The following is a 22902-nucleotide window of genomic DNA, read 5'->3' on the forward strand; positions in this document are numbered from 1 at the left end:
GTGGGTGGGCTGACCACGGCCGGTGGGCGGCCTGACGCCGGCCGGTGGGTGGGTGGGCTGATGGCTCCGGCAAGGGGGCGGCCGGGCTGACCCCGGTCGGGCGGCGACCAGGGGCGCGGCCCGTGGCGGGTCAGGGGGATTCGAGCCAGCCGTCGTGTTCGGCGACCAGGGTGTCCAGGGCCTTCGGGTCCAGGCGGGCGTCGGGGTCGTCCAGGACGACGAGCCACTGCGCGTCCTCCGCGTCGTCCTCGCCGGCCAGGGCGTCGCGGACCAGCTGGGGCTCCTCGGCGAGGCCGAACAGGTCGGTCAGCTCGGTGGCCACCTCCTCGGCGGCATCGCGGTCCGGGAGCACCAGTACGTGTCGGGTCACATCGTTCACCTGGCCATTCTCCGACATGCCCGGCGGAGCGCGGGGCAGCGGGGGAGCCGGCGGACGGGCGCTGTCAGTGGCCCGTGGGATGCTGGACGGCGATGGCCACCAGGAAGAATTCCACCGACGATCCGCTCGCCCCCGTCACGCTCGCCGTGGGCCAGGAGGACCTGCTGCTCGACCGAGCCGTGCAGCAGGTGGTGGCGGCCGCCCGGGCCGCCGACTCCGACACCGATGTGCGTGACCTGACCTCCGACCAGTTGCAGCCCGGCACGCTGGCCGAGCTGACCAGCCCCTCGCTCTTCGCCGAGCGGAAGGTGGTCGTCGTCCGCAACGCGCAGGACCTGTCGGCGGACACGGTCAAGGACGTGAAGGCGTACCTCGACGCGTCCGCCGAAGAGATCACGCTGGTACTCCTCCACGCGGGCGGTGCCAAGGGCAAGGGGCTGCTCGACGCGGCCCGCAAGGCGGGGGCGCGCGAGGTCGCGTGCCCCAAGACGACGAAGCCGGCCGAGCGGCTCACGTTCGTACGGCAGGAGTTCCGGGCGCTGGGGCGTTCGGCCACGCCCGAGGCGTGCCAGGCGCTCGTCGACGCCATCGGCAGCGATCTGCGGGAGCTGGCCTCCGCGGTGTCGCAGCTGTGCGCGGACGTGGAGGGCACGATCGACGAGGCGATCGTCGGGCGCTACTACACGGGGCGGGCCGAGGCGTCCAGCTTCACCGTCGCGGACCGGGCGGTGGAGGGGCGGGCCGCGGAGGCGCTGGAGGCGCTGCGCTGGTCGCTGTCCACGGGGGTCGCGCCGGTTCTGATCACCAGCGCGCTGGCGCAGGGGGTACGGGCGATCGGGAAGCTGTCTTCCGCACGGGGTGGGCGGCCGGCGGATCTCGCGCGGGAGCTCGGGATGCCGCCGTGGAAGATCGACCGGGTGCGGCAGCAGATGCGGGGCTGGACACCGGACGGGGTTTCCTTGGCCCTGCGGGCCGTGGCCGAGGCGGATGCGGGGGTGAAGGGCGGGGGGGACGATCCCGAGTACGCCCTGGAGAAGGCCGTCGTCGCCATTGCGCGGGCGGCACGATCGGGGCGCTAGCACGACGCGCTGGCCCCCTTGAGCCCGGGGCTTCGCCCCCGCCCCCTGCTGTTGGTCGTCCGGTGCGGGTGGTCGTGGGTTGTTCGCGCAGTTCCCCGCGCCCCTGGGGGGTTTGGGCTGCGCCCTGCTTACCCTTCGCTGTCTGTTCGTAGGGTGCGGGTGGTCGTGGGTTGTTCGCGCAGTTCCCCGCGCCCCTGGGGGGCGCTTGGCTTGGGCCCTGCTGTCCCCCTCGGCCGCGTGTTGTTGGTGGTTCGGTGCGGGTGGTCGTGGGCTGTTCGCGCAGTTCCTCGCGCCCCTGAGAGGCGGCCTGGGTGTGGGCTGTCTTCTTGCCGGGTGCCTGTTCGTAGGGTGCGTGTGGGCGTGGGTCGGTCGTGTGGGTCCTCGCGGTCCTGCCGTCTGGCGTCGTCGCCGTGGGCTGCCCGGCGATAGATAGCAGGGGGGACTCCCCATAGGGGGCCGCCCCGTACCGGAACGCGGTTCCGGGCGGTCCGGTCGGTGCTGTTCCAGTTCGGCTCAAGTCCTGCGCTAGTACGGGCCGTTGTGATGGGGCGAGTGCAATGCGAGGGCGGCGGCCTCCGTGAGCCCGGGCGCGCTGGGGACGGGGCCACACCGGATAGCGGTCCGCCGTACCAGCCCGATCCGCACCACGAGTTTCCGCGCATCAGCCAATCCTCGAACCCAACCCCCGACCTTCAACCCCCCACCCGGACAAGTCCTTTGGAGGACTTTATGAGCCACCTCATCATCGGTCTCGCCGTCACCGTCGCCGTCTGCCTGGTCGTCAAGTTCGGTGGCGATGCCCTCAAGAAGCGCCGCGACTAGGCGGTATGCCCGGGACCGGAGGGCCCGCCGACCACCCCGGTCGGCGGGCCTCCCGTATGCCTGCATTGCGCGTGTCTCGACTCTCAACTCTCAACGCCAATACCAACGCCAACGCCAACGGCGGCAAGAACTTCAGCGCACGCGCCAACAGCCAAGTGCCCGCAGAGGGGAGACCCTGCGGGCACTTGGGGTGTGTGGGGGCGGATCAGGCGTGGCGGCCGCCCCTGCGGTAGGCGAAGGCGGCGAAGGCCGCGAGCAGCGCCGTCCACAGGGCGAGCACGCCCAGGCCGGTGCCGCTCGGCGCGGAGTTCGCGGCCGCGTCCCACGAGAGCTGGGCGTAGCGGTAGACCGGGGTCTCCTTCGACAGCGGCTGGAGCCAGCTGGGCAGCGTGTCGGTCGGCATCATCAGGCCGCCGAGCAACGTCAGCGTCAGATACGAGACGGTGCCGGCGATCTGGGCGAGCTGCGCCTTGAAGAGGTAGCCGATGCCGATGCCGAGCATCGCGAGCGGGGCGATGCCGACCCAGAGCAGCAGGAAGATCTCCAGCCATGTGCCGGGCGACAGGTCCACGCCCCGGTAGAACTTGCCGATCAGGCCGATGACCACGATGGGCAGAATGCCGAGGCAGGTGGCGACGGCGCCGCGGGCGACAACGACCTGCACCGGCGAGAGCGGGGTGAGCCGCAGCTGGCGCAGCCAGCCGAGTGCCCGGTCCTCGGCGATGCCGGTGCCGTTGGTGATGACCACGCCGAGCGCGCCGAACGCGGCCGCGCCGACCATGGCCTGCACCAGGGACTCCTGGTCGGGGCCGCCGCCCGCGAGCGTGACATAGAGGCCGACCGGCATGACGAGACTCATCATGAGGTAGCCGCCGTTGCGGACGAGCCGCAGGATTTCGAGGCGGATGTAACCGAGCATCAGGTGGTCCGTCCTTCCGGAGCGGCTGCCGCGTAACGGGACTCGTGGGTGAGCGCGATGAAGGCCTCTTCCAGGCCCACGCCCGACACCTCCAGACCGGTGAAGGCGTCGGCGCGCGACAGCGCGTGCACCGTGGAGTCGGAATCGCTGGTGCGCAGGTGGACACGGCCGCCGCGGTACTCCACGGAGCTGACGCCCGGCAGCAGGTCGAAGCCCTGCTGCCGGCCGCGCGGTACGAAACTGACCGTACGGCCCTCGATCATGGACTTGATCTGCGAAGTGGTGCCGTCGGCGACCACCCGGCCCGAGGCGATGACGACGACGCGGTCGGCGCTGTCGTCGGCCTCTTCGAGGTAGTGCGTCGAGAAGAGCACGGTGTTGCCGCGCTCCGCGTACCGCTGCATCGCGGCCCACAGCTCGCGCCGCGACTCCACGTCGAGTGCGGCGGTCGGCTCGTCGAGGACCACCAGATCCGGGTCGCCGGCCAGCGCGAGGGCGAAGCGCACCCGCTGGGCCTGGCCGCCGGAGAGCCGGTCCACATTGCGGTTCGCGATCTCGGACAGCTCGGCGAGCTCCAGGATCTCCTGGAGCGGCAGCGGCTTGCGGTAGGTCTGGCGGACGAAGTCCACCAGCTCGCGCACCGATACCCGGGGAATCATCTTCCCCTCCTGGAGCATCGCACCCAAGTGCCCCGCTCGCATGGCGAGTTCGGGCTTCTTGCCGAGGACCTCGATCCGGCCGTGGTCCGGTGGGAAGAGCCCGAGGAGCATGTTGATGGTGGTGGACTTGCCGGCACCGTTGGGGCCGAGCAGGGCGACCGTCTCACCTCGATGGATCGTCAGGTCGATCCCGTCGACGGCACGGACGCTTCCGTACTCCTTGACGACACCCTCGAAGACGACCGCGGGCGGGCCGTGCTGTTCTGCCATGGGGGATGGCATCTGTTCCCTTTCCTGTGTGAGTGGACGCATGTCGGATCAGCCCTTCCAAGGTGTGGACCGGTTCGGTGGGGCCCGGCAGGGGTTCGCTCTCCGCGCGTACGCCCCGCGCAGCCTCCCGGGCGAGGGCGAGGGCGAGGGCGAGGGCGAGGGCGAGGGCGAGGGCGAGGGCGAGGGCGAGCGGGGGGCGGGGTGTGCCGGGGCCGGCCGCCGGCCATGCCCACGAGCGTGACCGGCCCCGCTTGAACGCCACTTGACCCGCACTCGGCCGGCCCTCTTCGGGTTGCCCCGCACTCGGCCGGCCTTCCTGCGACGCCGCTCGCGTCCGCTTTGAGAGGCGCTCGGGCCACGCGCGCGCCGCTCAAGCCGCGCCGCTCAAGCCGCGGCGAAGAGGTCGAGGACGGGGCGGCGGCCGGCCAGGTGCGAATCCAGCGCCGGGTCGCCGGCGAGCACCGCGCGGTGCAGTTGCTGGAGCCGCGCCGAGGGGTCGAGCCCGAGTTCCTCGGCGAGCCCGCGGCGCAGGTCCTGGAACACGTTCAGCGCCTGCCACCGCCGCCCCGAGCGGTACAGCGCCACGATGCGCTGGGCGTGCAGGCCCTCGTGCAGTGGGTGACGGGCCGTCAGAGAGGTGAGTTCGGCGAGCAGTTGTCTGTGCCGCCCGAGCCGCAGATCGGAGTCGATCCGCTGTTCAAGGACGCCGAGCCGGCTCTCCTCCAGGCGGACCAGCTCGATCTCAAGCAGCGGTCCGAGACGGACGTCCACCAGGGCCGGCCCGCGCCACACGCCGAGTGCCTCGCGGTACAGCGCGGCCGCGCACTCGTCGTCGCCGCGCTCGGTGGCACCGCGTGCGGTCGCCACCAGACGGTCGTACTCGTGCACGTCCACCGCACCCGGCGTCACTTCGAGGAGGTAGCCGCCGTGCCGGGTGGCCAACACCTCACGTGCGGTGCGGGGACCGTCCGGGCCGAGCGCCCCCGCGATCAGCCGACGCAGCTGAAGGATGTACGTCTGAAGGGTGGTCGGGGCGCTACGGGGCATGTCGGAGCCCCAGATCTCCTCCATCAGCGTCGGGACGGGCAGGACCTGGTTGGCGTACACCGAGAGCAGCGCCAGTATCTGCCGCGGCTTGCCGGCGCTCGGGACCACCGACGTGCCGCCCGACTCGGCCATGAGCGGACCGAGCACCTTGATCTCCATGGGATTCCTCCGGGGTCGGATCTGCCGGATGCCCCGATGGTTCGGACCCGGCTCCAAGCACCCTCAAAAGCTGTCACCAGGGCCCGACTTGCGGCAGTGCCGCGCTCCCGAACCCGGCATGTGACTGTCCCGGGTACGGCTGTGAAAGTTTCACGTCCATCCCGTGACCGCGGCACTGGGGCGGATCCGACCGACCCGGCAGAGTGCTGGAGGCCGACCCGACCGGAAGCGGCCCGGGCATCGGCCGCCTCCCCCCTGGCGGCCGAGCCGGTGGCGCCCACGCGCGATTCCGGCACGCCCGCACCCGCGAACTCCCGCACGCCCGCCCGCCCGCACCCGTGAACTCCCGCCCGCCCGCACCCGTGAACCGACGCACGCCCACACGGCGCGAACTCCCGCACGGCGCAGGCGAACCACACCCCGCCGGTGGAAGGACCCCTCTCATGCGTATCGACCGCCTCGCGGCACGTGAACTCGGTGAGTTCTGGTCGCTGCGCGAGGACGTCACGGTGCGGTTCGGCCGGCGCACCGTGCTGCGTACGCCCTGGGGGGAGCTGTGCATCTATCGGCCGGGGTCGTTACTGTGCGAGGCGCTGCGACGGATGCAGCTCGGCCCGGTGTCGCTCGCCAACGTGGCGCCCGGCTTTCCCGGGTACGACGTGCCCGAGCGCGAGTGGAACGATGCCTCGCGGGAACTGCTCGGCGCCCTGGACCCGCTGCAACACGTGATCGTGCGGCACCTCGCCATCGGCGCCTCGCCGCTCCTGAGCGTGATACCCCTCTCGCGGCACGCCACCTTCCGTCCGCCCCCGGACCCGGTCCCGTCCCCGCCCGGGGACGGCTTCCGCCCGCTGGAGGAGGCGGTGCCGCGTCGACTGGGGCGGGATCTGGTGTTCTCGTACGAAGGACGTGACCACCGCGTAGAGCTGCGCGGACCGGACGCTCCGAAGCTGCTGCGCCATCTCCGGGCGGGCGACGGCGATTCCCGGCCACCGGTCGATGGGCGACTGCCGGCGGCCGTCGTCCGCGCGGCCCGCGCCTACGCGGCCGCCGCCGGGCCGCTCTCCCCGGTGGAGTACGGGGAGAACCGGTCCAGCGCTACAGATCCGGCCTCCGGATTACCTATGATCCGGACAGGGGACGTGCTTCCGACCGAGCACCGTGGGCCAGGACCACTCACCACGTAACGCCATGCTCCGCCTGACGAGCCGGGCGCACACGGTGAACGGGCGTCTGGCTGCGGGCACGGGGCACGGGGCACGGGGCACGGGGGGAACGGCTACTTCGAGTTGGCCCGCAGTCGAAGATGTGCAAGCTCATGGGGGAGAGTTGAGAACCGATGCGGTCGCCCGCACGGACGGGGACACGGCGAGTGGGACGGATCCGGCGCTGCCGAGGCGTACGGCGATCGCGATCACCGTCGGGGTGCTGTTCGGCTTCTTCGTGATCGACGGCTCCTACGTGTGGTTCGAGTATCCGCCGCTGTGGGAGCTGGCCGCCGTCGTGCTCGGCTTCGCGGCCATGCTGGGGTTGCAGCTCGCCCATTCGTTCCCGGATCTCGCCCCCTGGCCCGCTCGATACCGCTACCTGACCTGGGTGCTCCAGGGCCTGCTCGCCTATCTGCCGATCCTCCGGTACGGGATCGCCTGGGGCGGGATGTCGGCGTTCCTCACGGCCTCCGCGGTGCTGGTGTTCCCGGGGGCGCTCGGCTGGGGCCTCTTCTGTCTCGGCTACCTCGGAGAGGCCCTCGTCTTCTACCACTTCCGAACGGGCTGGGACTCCGTCGCCTACTCACTGGTCGAATCCGCCCTGATCCCACTGACGGTCATCGGACTCTCCCGGATGTCCGACATGATCGTGAAGCTGCACCGCTCGCGCGAGGAGCTCTCGCGCCTGGCCGTGGCTGGTGAACGGCTGCGCTTCGCCCGCGACCTGCACGACGTCCTCGGATTCAGCCTGTCCGCCATCTCGCTCAAGTGCGAGCTGGCCTACCGGCTGCTCGCGGACTCGCCCGACCGGGCGCGGGCCGAGGTCGGCGAGGTGCTCCGTACCTCGCGCGGGGCGCTCGCCGACGTACGCGCGGTCAGCCGTGGCTACCGGGAGATGTCACTGTCGGGTGAGGCGCACGCGGCGGTGTCGATGCTGGGTGCGGCCGGTATCCGGACCACGCTGGACATCGACGGGAGGGAGTTGCCGCACGAGGTGGACGCGGCACTCGCCACCGTGCTGCGCGAGGGCCTGACGAACCTGTTGCGGCACAGCAAGGCGGAACGGTGCGAGATCAGGGCCGAGCACCGGTCGGGGACCGCCGTGGTGACCCTGATCAACGACGGCGTGGGACGCGGCCGGTCGGCCAGGACCGCGACGGACGGCACCCTGGCCGCGCTCGCGGACCGCATCGCCGCACTCGGCGGCGCGCTGGCCTACGGCCCGGACGGCTCGGGCCGGTTCTGCCTGCGGGCCACCGTGCCGGTCGCCGGCCACCTCACCCGACACGGCACCGGTCCCGTCGCCGGTGACGTCACCGGCCACCCTGAGGCCCACCCCGCGGCCCGCTCCGACGTCCACCCCGACGGCCGGGCCGACGTCCACCCCGACGGCCGGGCCGGTGCCGGCCCGGCGGGGGCCGCCGCGATCGGCGACGACGAGCAGCCGGCGGTGCAGCCGCACGGCCTGGGCCACCGGGACCTGGTGCCGCGGGCCGCCGCCGCGTTCAACTGCGCGGTCCTGGTGGGCTACTTCCTGGCGTACTCGGTGCTGTCGATCTCCTTCGGGACCTCTCCCGGGCGCGTGGTGTCCGTCGAACTCCCGCTCCTTGGAATGCTGTTGGTCCAACTCGCGGTGTCCTTCCCCCAAACCCTCGGCCGGGCGGAGCGGCTTCCGTACGCGATGCGCCAAGGCGCTCTGGCCGCGGCCCTGGTCCTGTTCCAGATCGTCCCGACCTTCCTCGTGGGGCCGACCTACATCGGGATGCCGGGCTTCCTCGCGGGCACGGCGCTGCTGATGCTGCCGGGCCGGGTCGCGTGGCCGGTGTTCGCCGCGGTCGTGGTGGGCGCCGACGTCCAGCTGTATCTGATCGACCCGCTCCTCCAGGACCTCATCTACTTCGGCGCCTACACCCCGATTTGCGGTGCGGTCGTGTTCGGCCTCGCCCGGCTGTCCCGGTCCGCCTCCGAACTGCACCGTTCCCGTGCGGAGATCGCCCGGCTCGCGGTGACGACGGAGCGGCTCCGGTTCGCCCGTGATCTGCATGACCTGCTCGGTTTCAGTCTGTCCGCGATCACGCTGAAGTGTGAGCTGGTGCGCCGGCTCGCGTCGGTCCGGCCGGTGGTGGCGCGGGCGGAGTTGACCGAGGTGTTGGGCATCGTGCGGCAGGCGCTGGCCGATGTGCGGACGGTGGCGGAGGGGCGGCAGCGGATGAGCCTGACCGAGGAGGCGGCGAGCGCCACCGCGATGTTGGCGGGGGTGGGGATACGGGCGACCGTGGACACCGACTGCGGCGAGCTCCCGGGCGATGTCGACACGGTGCTGGCCACGATGCTGCGCGAGGGCCTGACGAACATGCTGCGGCACAGCAGGGCCGAGCACTGCGAGATCACCGCCGAGCGGACGGCGGCGGGGGTGCGGCTGACCCTGGTCAATGACGGTGCCGACGGGACCGGCGCCCCCGGGCTCGCCGCGCGTCCCGGCGGCGGCAGCGGGATCGGCAATCTGACGACGCGCGTCGAGGCGGTCAACGGGCGGCTCACCGCGCGGCCGCGCCCCGGCGGCCGCTTCGAGCTGCGGGCCGAGGTCGCCCTGCTCATGGCCTGAGGGGCGGGCCTCAGGCCGAGTGCAGCCAGCCCGCGTCACGGGCGATCCGGATGGCGTCGACCCGGTTGCGCGCGTTGAGCTTGCTGACGGCCGAGGTCAGGTAGTTGCGTACGGTGCCGGAGGAGAGGTGCAGGCGGGACGCGATGTGGCCGGCCTCCATGCCCTCGGAGGCCAGGTGGAGCACTTCGCGCTCGCGATCCGTGAGCGGCGAGGGGCCCGAGTCGAGTGTGGCGAGCGCGAGTTGTGGGTCGATGACGCGCTCACCGGCCGCGACCTTGCGGATCGCGGCGCACAGGCTGTCCGGATCGGCGTCCTTCGGCAGGAAGCCGGAGACATGGGCGGCCAGTGCCCGCCGGAGGTTTCCCGGCCGGCCCAGGCTGGTCAGGATGAGCGTGCGGCACTCCGGTGCCGAGGTGTGCAGCTCGGCGGCGGCGGTGATCCCGTCGGTGCCGGGCAGGTCGATGTCGAGAACGGCGACGTCCGGCCGTATCGCCATGGCGGTCGGCACGATGTCCGAACCGGACGACAGCTCGGCGACCACTTCCAGGTCGGGCTCCAGTTCGATGAGCGACACCAATGCCTTGCGCAGCATGTGCATGTCTTCGGCGATCAGAACGCGCACCATGGTGCCCCCCGTTGTGCTGGTCATGGGTCGGTCTCCAAGGATTATGCAATAGGCGCCCGGCGCGACCGCGCGCTCCTGTCGGGCTCCCGGACGGGGTGCCGGACGAGGTGCCGGACACGGATCGTGCCGCTGCCTGACGCCTGACGCCTGACGCCTGACGCCTGACGCCTGACGCCTGACGCCTGACGCCTGACGCCTGACGCCTGACGCCTGACGCCTGACGCCCCGGCCCAGTACCGCACGGAGCGCCCGTACGCGCCGCGCGCCGACAGCACGAAGGCCCTGTTCCGTCCTGGGGAAGGACGGAACAGGGCCTTCGCATTACGCGATGACTAGCGCCGCGCCCGCGTGGCGAACGCGTCCGCGCGCGGCACTGGGGTGCCGTCGGGGAGCGGTAGAGGGGCCGCTGGGTCCCGTCGGGCGGGTCGATCAGATGAAGCGGGGTGTTCAGCCCTGGAGGCCGGCCACCTTGTGCGCCAGCGCCGACTTCTTGTTGGCGGCGGCGTTCTTGTGGATGACACCCTTCGAGACAGCCTTGTCGAGCTGACGCGAAGCGGCGCGGGACGCCGCCGTGGCCTTCTCGACGTCGCCGGCGGCGACAGCCTCGTTGGCCTTGCGGATGAAGGTGCGCAGGGAGGACTTGACGGACTTGTTGCGCAGGCGCGCCTTCTCGTTCGTCTTGTTCCGCTTGATCTGGGACTTGATGTTCGCCACGAAAGAGCCTTTGCAGGTTCGATGATTCGATCTTAGGTCGGCCCCGCCGCCACAAGGGTGACGAGACACAGCTGTCCACGTTACCAGCCGCCCCCCGACCAGCCCAAACCGGGCGCAGGCCCGCAGGCGTGGGACGATAGGGGCTGCTACTTACGTATCGAACCGTCGTCGACCCGAGACGAGGCGCCGCGATCAGACCCGCGGGCCTCAAGAATCAGGACCCTGCGTGCCCGCGACTCCTCCCAACGTGCCCGAGCCGAGCCGTACCGACCCGGCGCTGATCCGCAACTTCTGCATCATCGCCCACATCGACCACGGCAAGTCGACTCTTGCCGACCGGATGCTCCAGCTGACCGGTGTGGTCGACCAGCGGCAGATGCGCGCCCAGTACCTCGACCGCATGGACATCGAGCGCGAGCGCGGCATCACGATCAAGTCCCAGGCGGTCCGTCTGCCGTGGGCCCCCAGCGACGGCCCCGGCCAGGGCCGGGCCCACATCCTGAACATGATCGACACCCCGGGCCACGTGGACTTCACGTACGAGGTGTCGCGCTCGCTCGCCGCCTGCGAGGGCACCGTCCTGCTCGTCGACGCCGCCCAGGGCATCGAGGCGCAGACGCTGGCCAACCTGTATCTGGCCATGGAGAACGACCTCACCATCGTTCCCGTCCTCAACAAGATCGACCTGCCGGCCGCGCAGCCCGAGAAGTTCTCCGAGGAGCTCGCGAACCTCATCGGCTGCCAGCCCGAGGACGTGCTCAAGGTCTCGGCGAAGACCGGCGTCGGCGTGGACGCGCTCCTGGACCGCGTGGTCCGTGACGTGCCCGCCCCGGTCGGCATCGCCGACGCACCCGCCCGCGCGATGATCTTCGACTCGGTGTACGACTCCTACCGCGGTGTCGTCACCTACGTCCGTGTCGTCGACGGCCAGCTCAACAAGCGCGAGCGCATCCGCATGATGTCGACCGGCGCCACCCACGAGCTCCTTGAGATCGGCGTCTCGTCCCCCGAGATGACCCCGGCCGACGGCATCGGCGTGGGCGAGGTCGGCTACATCATCACCGGCGTGAAGGACGTCCGTCAGTCCAAGGTCGGTGACACCATCACCAGCCTGCACAACGGCGCCACCGAAGCCCTCGGCGGCTACAAGGACCCGAAGCCGATGGTCTTCTCCGGTCTGTATCCGCTGGACGGCTCGGACTACCCGGACCTGCGCGAGGCCCTCGACAAGCTCCAGCTCAACGACGCCGCCCTGGTGTACGAGCCGGAGACCTCCGCGGCCCTCGGCTTCGGCTTCCGTGTCGGCTTCCTCGGCCTGCTCCACCTCGACGTGATCCGCGAGCGCCTGGAGCGCGAGTTCAACCTCGACCTCATCGCGACCGCGCCCAACGTGGTCTACCGGGTCGTCCTGGAGGACGGCAAGGAGGTCACGGTCACCAACCCGAGCGAGTTCCCCGAGGGCAAGATCTCGGACGTGTACGAGCCGGTCGTACGGGCCACGATCCTCGCCCCGTCCGAGTTCATCGGCTCGATCATGGAGCTGTGCCAGACCCGGCGCGGCACCCTGCTCGGCATGGACTACCTCTCCGAGGACCGGGTCGAGATCCGCTACACGCTGCCGCTCGCGGAGATCGTCTTCGACTTCTTCGACCAGCTGAAGTCCAAGACCCGCGGCTACGCCTCGCTCGACTACGAGCCCACCGGCGAGCAGGCCGCCAGCCTGGTCAAGGTCGACATCCTGCTGCACGGCGACAAGGTCGACGCCTTCTCGGCGGTCTGCCACAAGGACGCGGCCTACGCCTACGGCGTGCGCCTGGTCGCCAAGCTGCGCGAGCTCATCCCGCGCCAGGCCTTCGAGGTGCCGGTCCAGGCCGCGATCGGCTCCCGGGTCATCGCCCGCGAGACCATCCGCGCCATCCGCAAGGACGTCCTCGCCAAGTGCTACGGCGGTGACATCTCCCGTAAGCGCAAGCTCCTTGAGAAGCAGAAGGAGGGCAAGAAGCGGATGAAGATGGTGGGCTCCGTCGAGGTCCCCCAGGAGGCCTTCATCGCGGTGCTCTCCAGCGACGAGTCGGGCGGCAAGAAGAAGTAGTACGCCCGCGATCACCGGCTCTTCGCACCACCGGCACAACGGACCCCCGCGCCTTCGCACGGGGGTCCGTTCGTTATGAAACCACTCTCCGTTGCCCCTTACGCGCCGGGCGGTGGCGCCTTACTCTGATCACGGCCCGATGGTTACTCGCCAGTTAAACAAGGGTCGGACAGCCAGAGCACTCGAACAACAAAACCAGTCGCGCAGCCTTGCCGCAGGCCAGCCCGGAGGACGTCGTGAGCGACACACAGACCTTGATCGAGAACCGGCCGCCGTCCGTGGCGACCCTCTTCGTCCAGCGCGTGGACGCCACGCCGGACGCGGAGGCCTACCGCTACCCGGTGCCGGGCAGCGGCCAGAGCCCCGACGAGTGGAAGTCGCTGAGCTGGGCCCAGGCCGCCGAGCGGGTCTACGCGATCGCGGCGGGCCTCGCCGACCTCGGGGTGCGGGCCGAGGAGCGGGTCGCGCTCGCCTCCTCCACCCGCGTCGAGTGGATCCTGGCCGACCTCGGGGTGATGTGCGCCGGGGCCGCCACGACCACGATCTACCCCTCCACCAACGCCGAGGAGTCGGCGTTCATCCTGGCCGACTCCGAGAGCCGGGTCCTGATCGCCGAGGACGCGGCCCAGCTGGCCAAGGCCCGCGAGCGCCGCGCCGAGCTGCCGGAGCTGAAGCACGTCGTCGTCATCGACGCGGCCGGTGCCGAGGCGGCCGAGGGCGACCCGGAGGGCTGGGTGCTCAGCCTCGCGGAGCTTGAGGCGCGCGGCGCGGCCCACCTGGAGAAGAACCCCGAGGCGGTCAAGGAGCGGATCGCGGCCATCACCGCAGACCAGCTCGCCACCCTCATCTACACCTCCGGCACCACCGGCCGCCCCAAGGGCGTGCGGCTGCCGCACGACAACTGGTCGTACATGGCCCGGGCCACCGTGGCGACCGGTCTCATCACCGCCGACGACGTCCAGTACCTGTGGCTGCCGCTCGCGCACGTCTTCGGCAAGGTGCTGACCTCCGGCCAGATCGAGGTCGGGCACGTCACGGCGGTCGACGGCCGGATCGACAAGATCATCGAGAATCTGCCGGTGGTCCAGCCGACCTACATGGCGGCCGTGCCCCGCATCTTCGAGAAGGTCTACAACGGCGTCGCGAGCAGGGCCCGTGAGGCCGGCGGCGCCAAGTACAAGATCTTCCAGTGGGCGGCCGGGGTGGCCCGCGAGTACGCGAAGGTCAGCCAGGACAACTTCCGCCGCACCGGCCGGCCCGGCGCGCCCTTCGCCCTGGCGGCCAAGCACAAGGTGGCCGACGCCCTCGTCTACAGCAAGATCCGCGAGGCGTTCGGCGGCCGGCTGCGGGCCTGCGTCTCCGGCTCGGCCGCGCTCGCGCCCGACATCGGCTTCTTCTTCGCCGGCGCCGGCATCCACATCCTGGAGGGCTACGGCCTCACCGAGTCTTCGGCCGCCTCCTTCGTGAACCCGGGCGAGGCCTACCGCACCGGCACCGTCGGCAAGCCGCTGCCCGGCACCGAGGTCCGGATCGCGGACGACGGCGAGATCCTGCTGCGCGGCCCCGGCATCATGGAGGGCTACCACCGGCTGCCCGAGAAGACCGCCGAGGTCCTGGAGTCCGACGGCTGGTTCCACACCGGTGACATCGGCGAGCTGTCCGTGGACGGCTATCTGCGCATCACCGACCGCAAGAAGGACCTCATCAAAACCTCCGGCGGCAAGTACATCGCGCCCGCCGAGGTCGAGGGCCAGTTCAAGGCGGTCTGCCCGTTCGTCTCCAACATCCTGGTGCACGGCGCCGACCGGAACTTCTGCACCGCCCTCATCTCGCTCGACGAGCCCACGATCCTCGGCTGGGCCAAGGAGCAGGGCATCGCGGGCGGTTACGCCGAGGTCGTGGCGGCCCCGCAGACACTGGAGCTGGTCGACGGCTACGTCAAGCGCCTCAACGAGGGCCTCCAGCGCTGGCAGACCATCAAGAAGTTCCGGCTGCTGCCGCGCGATCTCGACGTGGAGCACGGCGAGTTGACGCCCAGCCTCAAGCTGAAGCGCCCGGTCGTCGAGCGCGAGTACCGGGTCCTGATCGAGGAGATGTACGCGGGCTCCCGCGAGGCCTGAGCCCGCCCGTCAGGGATTGCTGCGGGCCCGCTTCAGGGCCCGCAGCGCCTCTTCGAGCCGGGCCATCTGCTGGCGCAGCTCGGCCATCTCGCTCCGCTCGCCCCGGGCCAGCTCGTCCTCGATCGCGCCGAGCCGCGCGCCGATCTCGTCGAGCTGCTCCCGGTCGCCCGCCAGCATCCACTCCAACTGCCGGTTCTTGCGGTGCAGTTCGAGGAACACCTTCACCTTGGCGCGCAGCACCCACGGGTCGAAGGGTTTGGTGAGGAAGTCGGCCGCTCCGGTGGCATAGCCCCGGAAGGCATAGCCGGCGTCGCCGTCGTTGCCGGTCAGGAAGATGATCGGCACGTCCTTGGTCTGGTCGAGGCGCTTGATGTGGGAGGCCGTCTCGAAGCCGTCCATGCCGGGCATCCGCACATCGAGCAGCACCACCGCGAACCGCCGGCGCAGCAGTGCCTTCATCGCCTCCTCGCCCGAACGGGCCCGCACCAGCGGCTCGTTGAGGGATCCGAGGACGGCCTCCAGGGCGATCAGGTTGTCCTCCATGTCGTCGACGAGGAGGATGCCGGCGCCGTCCTGCGGTGGTGCCTGTGGGCTCATCCCGGGCCGCCTCACGGAGTCGGTGACGTCGCTTCGGTCTCTCCGGCGCCGCTCTGCCGCCCGGGGGCCGAGGGGGTCTCGCCGGCCTCCTCCGCCGCCGCGCCGTCGGGGTCCAGAAGGGCGCAGGCTACGCCGAGGAGGCGGTCCACGTCGACGGGCTTGGGCACGTAGGCGTTGGCGCCCTTCGCGATCGACCGCTCCCGGTCGCCGGGCATCGCCTTCGCGGTGAGCGCGACGATCGGCAGCTCGGCCCACCGCGGGCTGCGCCGGATCGCCTCGATCGTCTCGTAGCCGTCCATCTCCGGCATCATGATGTCCATCAGGACCAGCTCGATCCCGGCGTCGCGCTCCAGGATCTCGATGCCCTCCCGCCCGTTCTCCGCGTACAGGACCGGCATGCCGACCCGGCCGAGGACATGGGTGAGGGCGAAGACGTTGCGGATGTCGTCGTCGACGATCAGCACCCTTCGCCCGGGCAGGACTTGACCGGGCCGCCCGCTGCTCCACTCCTCCAGCCTGCTGGTGGTGGGCCAGTCGTCCTCCTGCTCGGGCAGCAGGACGTCCTCGCCGGAGAACCGGCCCGGGCCGTCGAAGGCGGGCGCCACCGGTCCCGGCTGCTCCAGCTCGCCGAGCACCTGCCCGGGGTAGCGGACGGGGACGTACAGGGTGAAGGTGGAGCCCTGGCCCGGCTCGCTCTCGGCGACGATCCGGCCGCCGAGCAGCCCGGCGATCTCCCGGCTGATGGACAGGCCGAGGCCGGTGCCGCCGTACTTGCGGTTGGTGGTGCCGTCGGCCTGCTGGAACGCCTCGAAGATCACCGGCAGCTTCTCGTGCGCGATGCCGATCCCGGTGTCCTTGACGACGAACGCGACCAGGTCCTGGCCGTCGTGGGTGTCCTTGAGCCGGTTGACGCGCAGCTCCACCCGGCCCGACGAGGTGAACTTGATGGCGTTGGACAGGAGGTTGCGCAGGATCTGCTGGAGCCTTTGCTCGTCGCAGTACATCTCGCGCGGCACGTCCTCGCCCACGGCCAGCTCGAAGGCGAGGCCGCGGTCGAGGGTGATGGGCCGGAAGGTGGCGTGGACGTAGTCGAGGACCTTGATGAGCGGCAGCTGCCTGGGCCGTACGTCCATGCGGCCGGCCTCGATCTTCGACAGGTCCAGGATGTCGTTGATCAGCTGGAGCAGATCGGAGCCCGAGCGGTGGATCGTGGCGGCGAACTGCACCTCCTGCTCGGACAGATGGGCGTCCGGGTTGTCGGCGAGCAACCGGGCGAGGATGAGCAGCGAGTTCAGCGGGGTGCGCAGCTCGTGCGACATGTTCGCCAGGAACTCCGACTTGTACCGGGAGCTGGTGGCGAGCAGCGCCGCCTTCTCCTCCAGGGCGGCATTGGAGCGCTGCAACTCGGCCTGCTGGCGCTGGAGTTCGTCCGAGCGCTCCTGGAGCTGGACGGCGAGCCGCTGGGACTCGCTGAGCAGTGACTCGGTGCGGGAGTTGGCGATGATCGTGTTGATCGCGACCCCGATGGTGTTCACGAACTGGTCGAAGAAGGCCAGGTGGACATCGGAGAAGCGGGAGAAGGAGGCCAGCTCGATCACACCGAGCAGCTTGTCCTCGAAGAGGATCGGGATGATGACGACACTGGCGGGCGCGGCCTCGCCCAGACCGGAGTTGATCTTGATGTAGTCCGGCGGGGCCTCTTCGAGCAGGATCCGCTTCTTCTCCAGGGCCGCCTGCCGCACCAGGCCGTGCCCCGGCATGCCGGTGGTGTCCACGGTCGCGCCCTGCGCCGCGCCGTACCCGGCGATGAAGGCGAGCCCCTTGGTGGTGCTGGTGGTGCGCGACGGGGCGCCGTCGTCGTCGGGGTCGGCCAGGAAGAACGCGCCGTACTGGGCGTTCACCAGCGGGGTCAGCTCGCGCAGGATCAGATCGGCGACCTCCATCAGGTCCCGGTGGCCCTGCATGAGGCCGGCCAGCCGGGCCAGATTGGACTCCAGCCAGTCCTTGGCGCGGGTCGTCTCGCGCAGATTCGACACCATCAGATTGATGTTGTCCTTCAGCTCGGAGACCTCGCCCCGGGTCTCCACCGTGATCGAGCGCGACATGTCGCCCTGGGCCACCGCGGAGGCGACCTCGGCGATCGCGCGGACCTGGGTGGTGAGGTTCAGGGCGAGTTCGTTGACGTTGGTCGTCAGCCGCTTCCACGTCCCGTACACGGCCTCCACCCGCGCCTGCCCGCCGAGCTGCCCCTCCGAACCCACCTCGCGGGCCACCCGGGTGACCTCGGAGGAGAACGACGACAGCGTGTCCACCATGGTGTTGATGGTGGTCTTGAGCTCCAGGATCTCGCCGCGCGCGTCCACGTCGATCTTCTTCGACAGATCGCCCTGGGCCACCGCCGTGGCGACCTGGGCGATGTTGCGGACCTGCGAAGTGAGGTTGTCCGCCATGTAGTTGACGTTGTCCGTGAGGTCCTTCCAGACCCCCGACACCCCGAGGACCTGGGCCCGCCCGCCGAGCCGGCCGTCCGTACCGACCTCGCGGGCGACCCGGGTGACCTCGTCGGCGAAGGCGCGCAGCTGCTCCACCATCGTGTTGACGGTGTCCTTGAGCTCCAGGATCTCGCCCCGCGCGTCCACGGTGATCTTCTTCGACAGATCGCCGTTGGCGACGGCGGTGGTGACCTGCGCGATGTTGCGCACCTGCGAAGTGAGGTTGGACGCCATGAAGTTGACGTTGTCCGTGAGGTCCTTCCAGACCCCGGACACGCCCCGCACCTGCGCCTGCCCGCCGAGGTTCCCCTCCGTCCCCACCTCGCGGGCGACCCGCGTGACCTCGTCCGCGAAGGCGGACAGCTGGTCGACCATGGTGTTGATGGTGGACTTCAGCTCCAGGATCTCGCCCTTGGCCTCCACCGTGATCTTCTTGCCGAGGTCGCCCTGGGCCACCGCCGTCGACACCAGGGCGATGTTGCGGACCTGCGACGTCAGGTTGTCGGCCATGAAGTTGACGTTCTCGGTGAGGTCCTTCCACACCCCCGACACCCCGCGCACCTGGGCCCGCCCGCCGAGGTTGCCCTCCGTGCCGACCTCGCGGGCGACCCGGGTGACCTCGTCCGCGAAGGCGGACAGCTGGTCGACCATGGTGTTGATGGTGGACTTCAGCTCCAGGATCTCGCCCTGGGCGTCGACGGTGATCTTCTGCGACAGATCGCCGTTGGCGACGGCGGTGGTGACCTGGGCGATGTTGCGGACCTGCGAAGTGAGGTTCGAGGCCATGAAGTTGACGTTGTCCGTGAGGCCCTTCCAGACCCCGGACGCACCCCGCACCTGGGCCCGCCCGCCGAGCCGCCCCTCGGTGCCGACCTCGCGGGCGACCCGGGTGACCTCGTCGGCGAAGGCGGACAGCTGGTCCACCATCGTGTTCACGGTCAGCTTCAGTTCGAGCAGCTCACCGGTGGCCTCGACCGTGACCGTACGGGTCAGATCGCCGCGGGCCACCGCCGTGGTCACCGCCGCGATGTCCCGGACCTGCGCGGTCAGCCGCGCGGCCATGGTGTTCACCGCCTCCGTCACCGCGCGCCAACTCCCGCTCAGGCCCTGTGCCTTGGCGCGCCCGCCGAGCCGTCCCTCGGTGCCGACCTCGCGGGCGACCCGGGTCACCTCGCCGGTGAACAGCGACAGCTGGTCGACCATCGTGTTGACGGCCCGGCCGAGCCTGCGCAGATCGCCGCGCAGCTGCCGGCTCCCGTCGTGCAGATCGACCCGCTGGGTCAGATCGCCGCCCGCCACCGCGTCCAGGACCCGCGTCGCGTTCGCCGCCGGCACCACCAGGGCGTCGAGCAGGGTGTTCGCATGCCCGATGCCGGTCGTCCAGGCGCCCTGCCCGGGGCTGGCCGCGAGCCGCTCGTCGAGCCGCCCGTGCCGGACCACCTCGCGGCGCACCCGCGTCAGCTCGTCGGTGAAGTGCTGGTTGCGCGCGGCCACTTGATTGAACAGGGCCGCCAACTCGGCCGGAAGACCCTCGTGGACCTCCTGGAGCCGCACCCGGAAGTCGCCGTCCCGCAGCGCCGTCAGCGCGGCCAGGAGCGGGCGCAGCTCGGAGGCGCGGACCCAGCCGTCCTCGTCCGGCGACGAGGTGCGGACCCAGCCGTCCTGGTCCGGCGACATAGCACTGTCTCTGTTCATACGGGCCCACTTCGGTGACTCGGTGCTCACGCGCCCGCTCAGTCTGTCACTCTGTCGAAGCCGTGAGCGGCGCATTGCGAGAACCCGTCAGGAGCCGCACGTGGGACCCTTGCCAGCCCAGCGGGGCAGCGTGAACCGCCCCCAACTCCCGCTCCCCGCAGCCCTGTCCGGTGAGGCCGCGCGGGATTCCCCGGCGCGCACCGGAGCGCCGGCGGGCCCCCACGGCGCCCTCGCCGCCTGCCCCACCGCCCGCACCAGCCTGCCCGGCAACCCGCTCGCCCCCGGCGCCGCCCGGCGCTTCATACGGGCCGCGCTCGCCGACTGGGCCGGGCCCGGCCCCCTCGGCGCGGGCCAAGTGGGCCTGTTCTCCCACGAGTTCGCCTACGAGGCGGCCGTCCTGGTCAATGAACTCGTCACCAACGCGGTCGTCCACGCCGGCACCACCGTCGACGTCCTGTGCCGCCTGGAACGCGGCAGCACGACGCAGCCCACGGCCCTCGTCATCGAGGTGTCCGACCACCACCCGGCGCGCACGGTACGCGGTGCGCCGCGGCGCACCCGCGACGACCTCACCGCGCAGGAGTGCGGGCGCGGCCTGCACGTCGTCGCGGCCCTCGCCGAATGCTGGGGGATCACCTACCGCACCGGGCTCAAGACCGTCTGGGCGCGGCTGTGCACGGACGCGGGCGAACCGCCCGAGCGGCACGGGGCGGCGCGTGACGAACGGCTCCAACGCGGCCTGCGCGCAGCCGAGTTCCTCGCCCACGCCCCGCAGCTCGCCCCGCGCGGGCCCGACCGCGACTGGATCAACCGGGGCGCGCTCTCCTTCCTCGCCGAAGCCTCCGACCTGCTGGCCGGCCAGTTCGACGAGGACCTGATCGCCGCCCTGGCCGGCCAGCTCCTGGTGCCCCGGCTCGCCGACTGGTGCGCGATCTGGCTCGACGAGGACGCGGGCGGCCCGCTCGCCGCGCCCCGCCTGGCCCGGGTCTGGCACGCGCGGGAGGCCGTCATCGCGCCGCTGCGGGCCGCCGTCGAGAAGGAGCCGCCCCGGCTGCCCGCCGCCGCGCGCGGCGGCCCGGTGCCGATGCCCTGGCCGCGTGCCGCCGGACTGGGCGCCGAAGGGGCGGCGCTCGCCTACCGGCTCGTCGCGGGCGGCCGCGAGGTGGGCGCCCTGCTCCTCGGCCGGGCCGGCCAGACGCACATCCCCGACGAGATCACCGGCCTGATCGAGGACTTCCTGCGCCGGGTCGCCCTCGCGATCGGCGCGGCCCGCCAGTACACCCGGCAGGCCACCATCAGCCGCATCCTCCAGCGCGGGCTGCTGCCCAGCCGGGTCGCCGAGATCCCCGGCGTCGACAGCGCCTTCGTCTACCAGCCGAGCAACGAGGCGCTGGCCGGCGGCGACTTCTACGATGTCTTCCCCGGCGCCGCGGGACGCTGGTGCTTCGCGCTCGGCGACGTCCAGGGCAGCGGCCCCGAGGCCGCAGTGATCACCGGTCTCGCCCGGCCGTGGCTGCGGCTGCTCGCCCGCGAGGGACACCCGGTGCACGAGGTGCTCGACCGGCTCAACCAGCTGCTCGTCGACGACGCCACCGAGGCGGCCGAAGCGGCGGTCCACCTCGCGACCGCCGAACACCCCGTCGAGCCGACCGCCCCCCTCGACCCCGCGGACGGCGGGCAGGCCCGCTTCCTGTCCCTCCTCTACGGGGAGCTGGTGCCGGACGCCGACGGCGGCTCGGTGCACTGCACCCTCGCCAGCGCCGGCCACCCGCTGCCCCTGCTGCTGCGGCCCGACGGCTCGGTGTGCCCGGCCGCCGCCCCGCAGATCCTGCTCGGCGTCGTCGAGGGCGCGCGCTACGAGAGCGAGAGCCTGCGCCTGACCCCCGGCGACACCCTGCTGTGCGTCACGGACGGGGTGACCGAGCGCCGCTCGGGACCGCGCATGTTCGACGACGCCGACGGGCTCGCCACGGTCCTGGCGGGCTGCACCGGCCTGTCCGCGGCCGCGGTGGCGGGCCGCATCAAGCAGGCGGTGCACGACTTCGCCGACACCCCGCCCGCCGACGACCTGGCGCTCCTCGTGCTCCGGGTCAGCTGATCCGGTCCGCCGCCCGGTCCGCCGCCCGGTCCGCCGACCCGGCGGGCGGCATCGCAGGCCCGCGCGTGCCGGACAATGGGGGCATGCCTTCCGTACTGCCCGATGGTGAGCCCATGCCCGAGGACGGGTCGCTGCCCCGCCATGCCCTGGAGGGCGCGGGGGACCGGCCGCTCGGGTTCTACCTGCACGTTCCGTACTGTGCGACGCGCTGCGGCTACTGCGACTTCAACACGTACACGGCGAGCGAACTGGTCGGCAAGGGCGGCGTCCTGGCCTCCCGCGACAACTACGCCGACATGGTCGTCGAGGAGATCCGCCTCGCCCGCAAGGTGCTCGACGGCGACCCGCGCCCGGTGCGCACGGTGTTCGTCGGCGGCGGCACCCCGACCCTGCTCGCCGCGGCCGACCTGGTGCGGATGCTGGCGGCGGTACGGGACGAGTTCGGCCTGGCCGAGGACGCGGAGGTCACCACCGAGGCGAACCCGGAGTCGGTGAACCCCGAGTACCTCGCCGAGCTGCGGGCCGGCGGGTTCAACCGGGTCTCCTTCGGGATGCAGAGCGCCCGGCAGCACGTCCTGAAGGTCCTCGACCGCACGCACACGCCCGGCCGCCCGGAGGCGTGCGTGGCCGAGGCCCGTGCGGCGGGCTTCGACCACGTCAACCTGGACCTGATCTACGGCACGCCCGGCGAGAGCGACGAGGACTGGCGGGCCTCGCTCACCGCGGCCGTCGGGGCGGGCCCCGACCACATCAGCGCGTACGCCCTGATCGTCGAGGAGGGCACCCAGCTCGCCCGCCGGATCCGGCGCGGCGAGGTGCCGATGACGGACGACGACGAGCACGCGGACCGGTACCTGATCGCGGACGAGGTCCTCGGCGCGGCCGGGTACTCCTGGTACGAGGTCTCCAACTGGGCCACCACCGAGGCGGGCCGCTGCCTGCACAACGAGCTGTACTGGCGCGGGGCGGACTGGTGGGGGGCCGGTCCCGGGGCCCACAGCCACGTGGGCGGGGTGCGCTGGTGGAACGTCAAGCACCCCGGTGCGTACGCGGCGGCCCTGGCCTCCGGCCGCTCTCCCGGCGCGGGCCGGGAACTCCTGTCCCCGGAGGACCGCCGGGTGGAACGCATCCTCCTCGAACTCCGCCTCCGCGAGGGCTGCCCCCTGACCCTGCTCAACCCCGCGGGCCTCGCGGCGGCGCGGGGCGCGGTTGCGGGGGGCCTGCTGGAATCCTCCGCCTTCGCGGCGGGGCGGGCGGTCCTGACCCTGCGGGGTCGGCTGCTGGCCGATGCGGTGGTCCGGGACCTGGTGGACTGAGGGGGT

16 protein-coding genes are annotated in these 22902 nt (G+C 71.5%); 8 read left to right on the plus strand and 8 right to left on the minus strand.

Annotated features, from left to right (window positions below):
* Nucleotides 1-130: 130 nt before the first annotated feature.
* On the minus strand, nucleotides 131-379 hold the full coding sequence (locus tag CG740_RS29155; protein ID WP_234376535.1) for a hypothetical protein: 249 nt from the start codon (nucleotides 377-379) through the stop codon (nucleotides 131-133).
* 92 nt (nucleotides 380-471) lie between these two features.
* Here CG740_RS29155 and holA point away from each other — a divergent pair, with 92 nt between their 5' ends.
* Nucleotides 472-1458, plus strand: a complete 987-nt coding sequence (gene holA / locus CG740_RS29160; protein ID WP_100578265.1) for a DNA polymerase III subunit delta — start codon at nucleotides 472-474, stop codon at nucleotides 1456-1458.
* A gap of 1027 nt (nucleotides 1459-2485) precedes the next feature.
* Here holA and CG740_RS29165 read toward each other — a convergent pair.
* Both CG740_RS29165 and CG740_RS29170 read right to left on the minus strand, forming a co-directional pair.
* Nucleotides 2486-3199: an ABC transporter permease gene (locus tag CG740_RS29165; RefSeq protein WP_100578266.1), complete on the minus strand. Its 714-nt coding sequence runs from the start codon at nucleotides 3197-3199 to the stop codon at nucleotides 2486-2488.
* Complete coding sequence (locus CG740_RS29170) at nucleotides 3199-4128, minus strand: ABC transporter ATP-binding protein (protein ID WP_234376536.1); 930 nt, start codon at nucleotides 4126-4128, stop codon at nucleotides 3199-3201. Before CG740_RS29170 ends, CG740_RS29165 begins: the two co-directional genes overlap by 1 nt.
* A gap of 40 nt (nucleotides 4129-4168) precedes the next feature.
* Between CG740_RS29170 and CG740_RS29175 the strand changes: the two genes are divergently transcribed.
* On the plus strand, nucleotides 4169-4369 hold the full coding sequence (locus CG740_RS29175) for a hypothetical protein (protein ID WP_159030428.1): 201 nt from the start codon (nucleotides 4169-4171) through the stop codon (nucleotides 4367-4369).
* Nucleotides 4370-4512: 143 nt separating this feature from the next.
* Here the strand turns inward: CG740_RS29175 and CG740_RS29180 are convergent, their stop codons facing one another.
* On the minus strand, nucleotides 4513-5334 hold the full coding sequence (locus CG740_RS29180) for an AfsR/SARP family transcriptional regulator (protein ID WP_100578269.1): 822 nt from the start codon (nucleotides 5332-5334) through the stop codon (nucleotides 4513-4515).
* A gap of 443 nt (nucleotides 5335-5777) precedes the next feature.
* Between CG740_RS29180 and CG740_RS29185 the strand changes: the two genes are divergently transcribed.
* Nucleotides 5778-6521, plus strand: a complete 744-nt coding sequence (locus CG740_RS29185) for a hypothetical protein (RefSeq protein WP_100578270.1) — start codon at nucleotides 5778-5780, stop codon at nucleotides 6519-6521.
* A 142-nt stretch (nucleotides 6522-6663) separates the two neighbouring features.
* Nucleotides 6664-9147: a sensor histidine kinase gene (locus tag CG740_RS29190; RefSeq protein WP_159030429.1), complete on the plus strand. Its 2484-nt coding sequence runs from the start codon at nucleotides 6664-6666 to the stop codon at nucleotides 9145-9147.
* Nucleotides 9148-9157: 10 nt separating this feature from the next.
* Here CG740_RS29190 and CG740_RS29195 read toward each other — a convergent pair whose 3' ends face one another.
* Both CG740_RS29195 and rpsT read right to left on the minus strand, forming a co-directional pair.
* Entirely contained in the window at nucleotides 9158-9772 is a 615-nt protein-coding gene (locus CG740_RS29195) for a response regulator transcription factor (RefSeq protein ID WP_100578272.1), read from the minus strand.
* Nucleotides 9773-10219: 447 nt separating this feature from the next.
* Nucleotides 10220-10486, minus strand: a complete 267-nt coding sequence (gene rpsT / locus CG740_RS29205) for a 30S ribosomal protein S20 (protein WP_100578273.1) — start codon at nucleotides 10484-10486, stop codon at nucleotides 10220-10222.
* 226 nt (nucleotides 10487-10712) lie between these two features.
* Between rpsT and lepA the strand changes: the two genes are divergently transcribed.
* Nucleotides 10713-12578: a translation elongation factor 4 gene (gene lepA / locus CG740_RS29210; RefSeq protein ID WP_100578274.1), complete on the plus strand. Its 1866-nt coding sequence runs from the start codon at nucleotides 10713-10715 to the stop codon at nucleotides 12576-12578.
* Between the two features lie 236 nt (nucleotides 12579-12814).
* Nucleotides 12815-14698: an AMP-dependent synthetase/ligase gene (locus tag CG740_RS29215; protein ID WP_100578275.1), complete on the plus strand. Its 1884-nt coding sequence runs from the start codon at nucleotides 12815-12817 to the stop codon at nucleotides 14696-14698.
* Nucleotides 14699-14707: 9 nt separating this feature from the next.
* On the opposite strand, the gene CG740_RS29220 is transcribed toward CG740_RS29215, so the two are convergent.
* Nucleotides 14708-15295 carry a response regulator gene (locus CG740_RS29220; protein WP_100578276.1) on the minus strand — a complete coding sequence of 196 codons (588 nt, stop codon included), beginning with the start codon at nucleotides 15293-15295 and terminating at the stop codon, nucleotides 14708-14710.
* 11 nt (nucleotides 15296-15306) lie between these two features.
* The gene (locus tag CG740_RS29225) at nucleotides 15307-19464 is read right to left on the minus strand and encodes a HAMP domain-containing protein (protein WP_100578277.1); all 4158 of its coding nucleotides are present in this window, start codon (nucleotides 19462-19464) and stop codon (nucleotides 15307-15309) included.
* 118 nt (nucleotides 19465-19582) lie between these two features.
* On the opposite strand from CG740_RS29225, the gene CG740_RS29230 reads away from it, so the two are divergent.
* Nucleotides 19583-21580, plus strand: a complete 1998-nt coding sequence (locus CG740_RS29230) for an ATP-binding SpoIIE family protein phosphatase (RefSeq protein WP_100578278.1) — start codon at nucleotides 19583-19585, stop codon at nucleotides 21578-21580.
* Nucleotides 21581-21663: 83 nt separating this feature from the next.
* On the plus strand, nucleotides 21664-22896 hold the full coding sequence (gene hemW / locus CG740_RS29235) for a radical SAM family heme chaperone HemW (protein WP_100578279.1): 1233 nt from the start codon (nucleotides 21664-21666) through the stop codon (nucleotides 22894-22896).
* Nucleotides 22897-22902: the final 6 nt, after the last annotated feature.

The sequence above is a fragment of the Streptomyces sp. CB01201 genome (assembly GCF_002803085.1).
Classification (GTDB): Bacteria; Actinomycetota; Actinomycetes; order Streptomycetales; family Streptomycetaceae; genus Streptomyces; species Streptomyces hundungensis.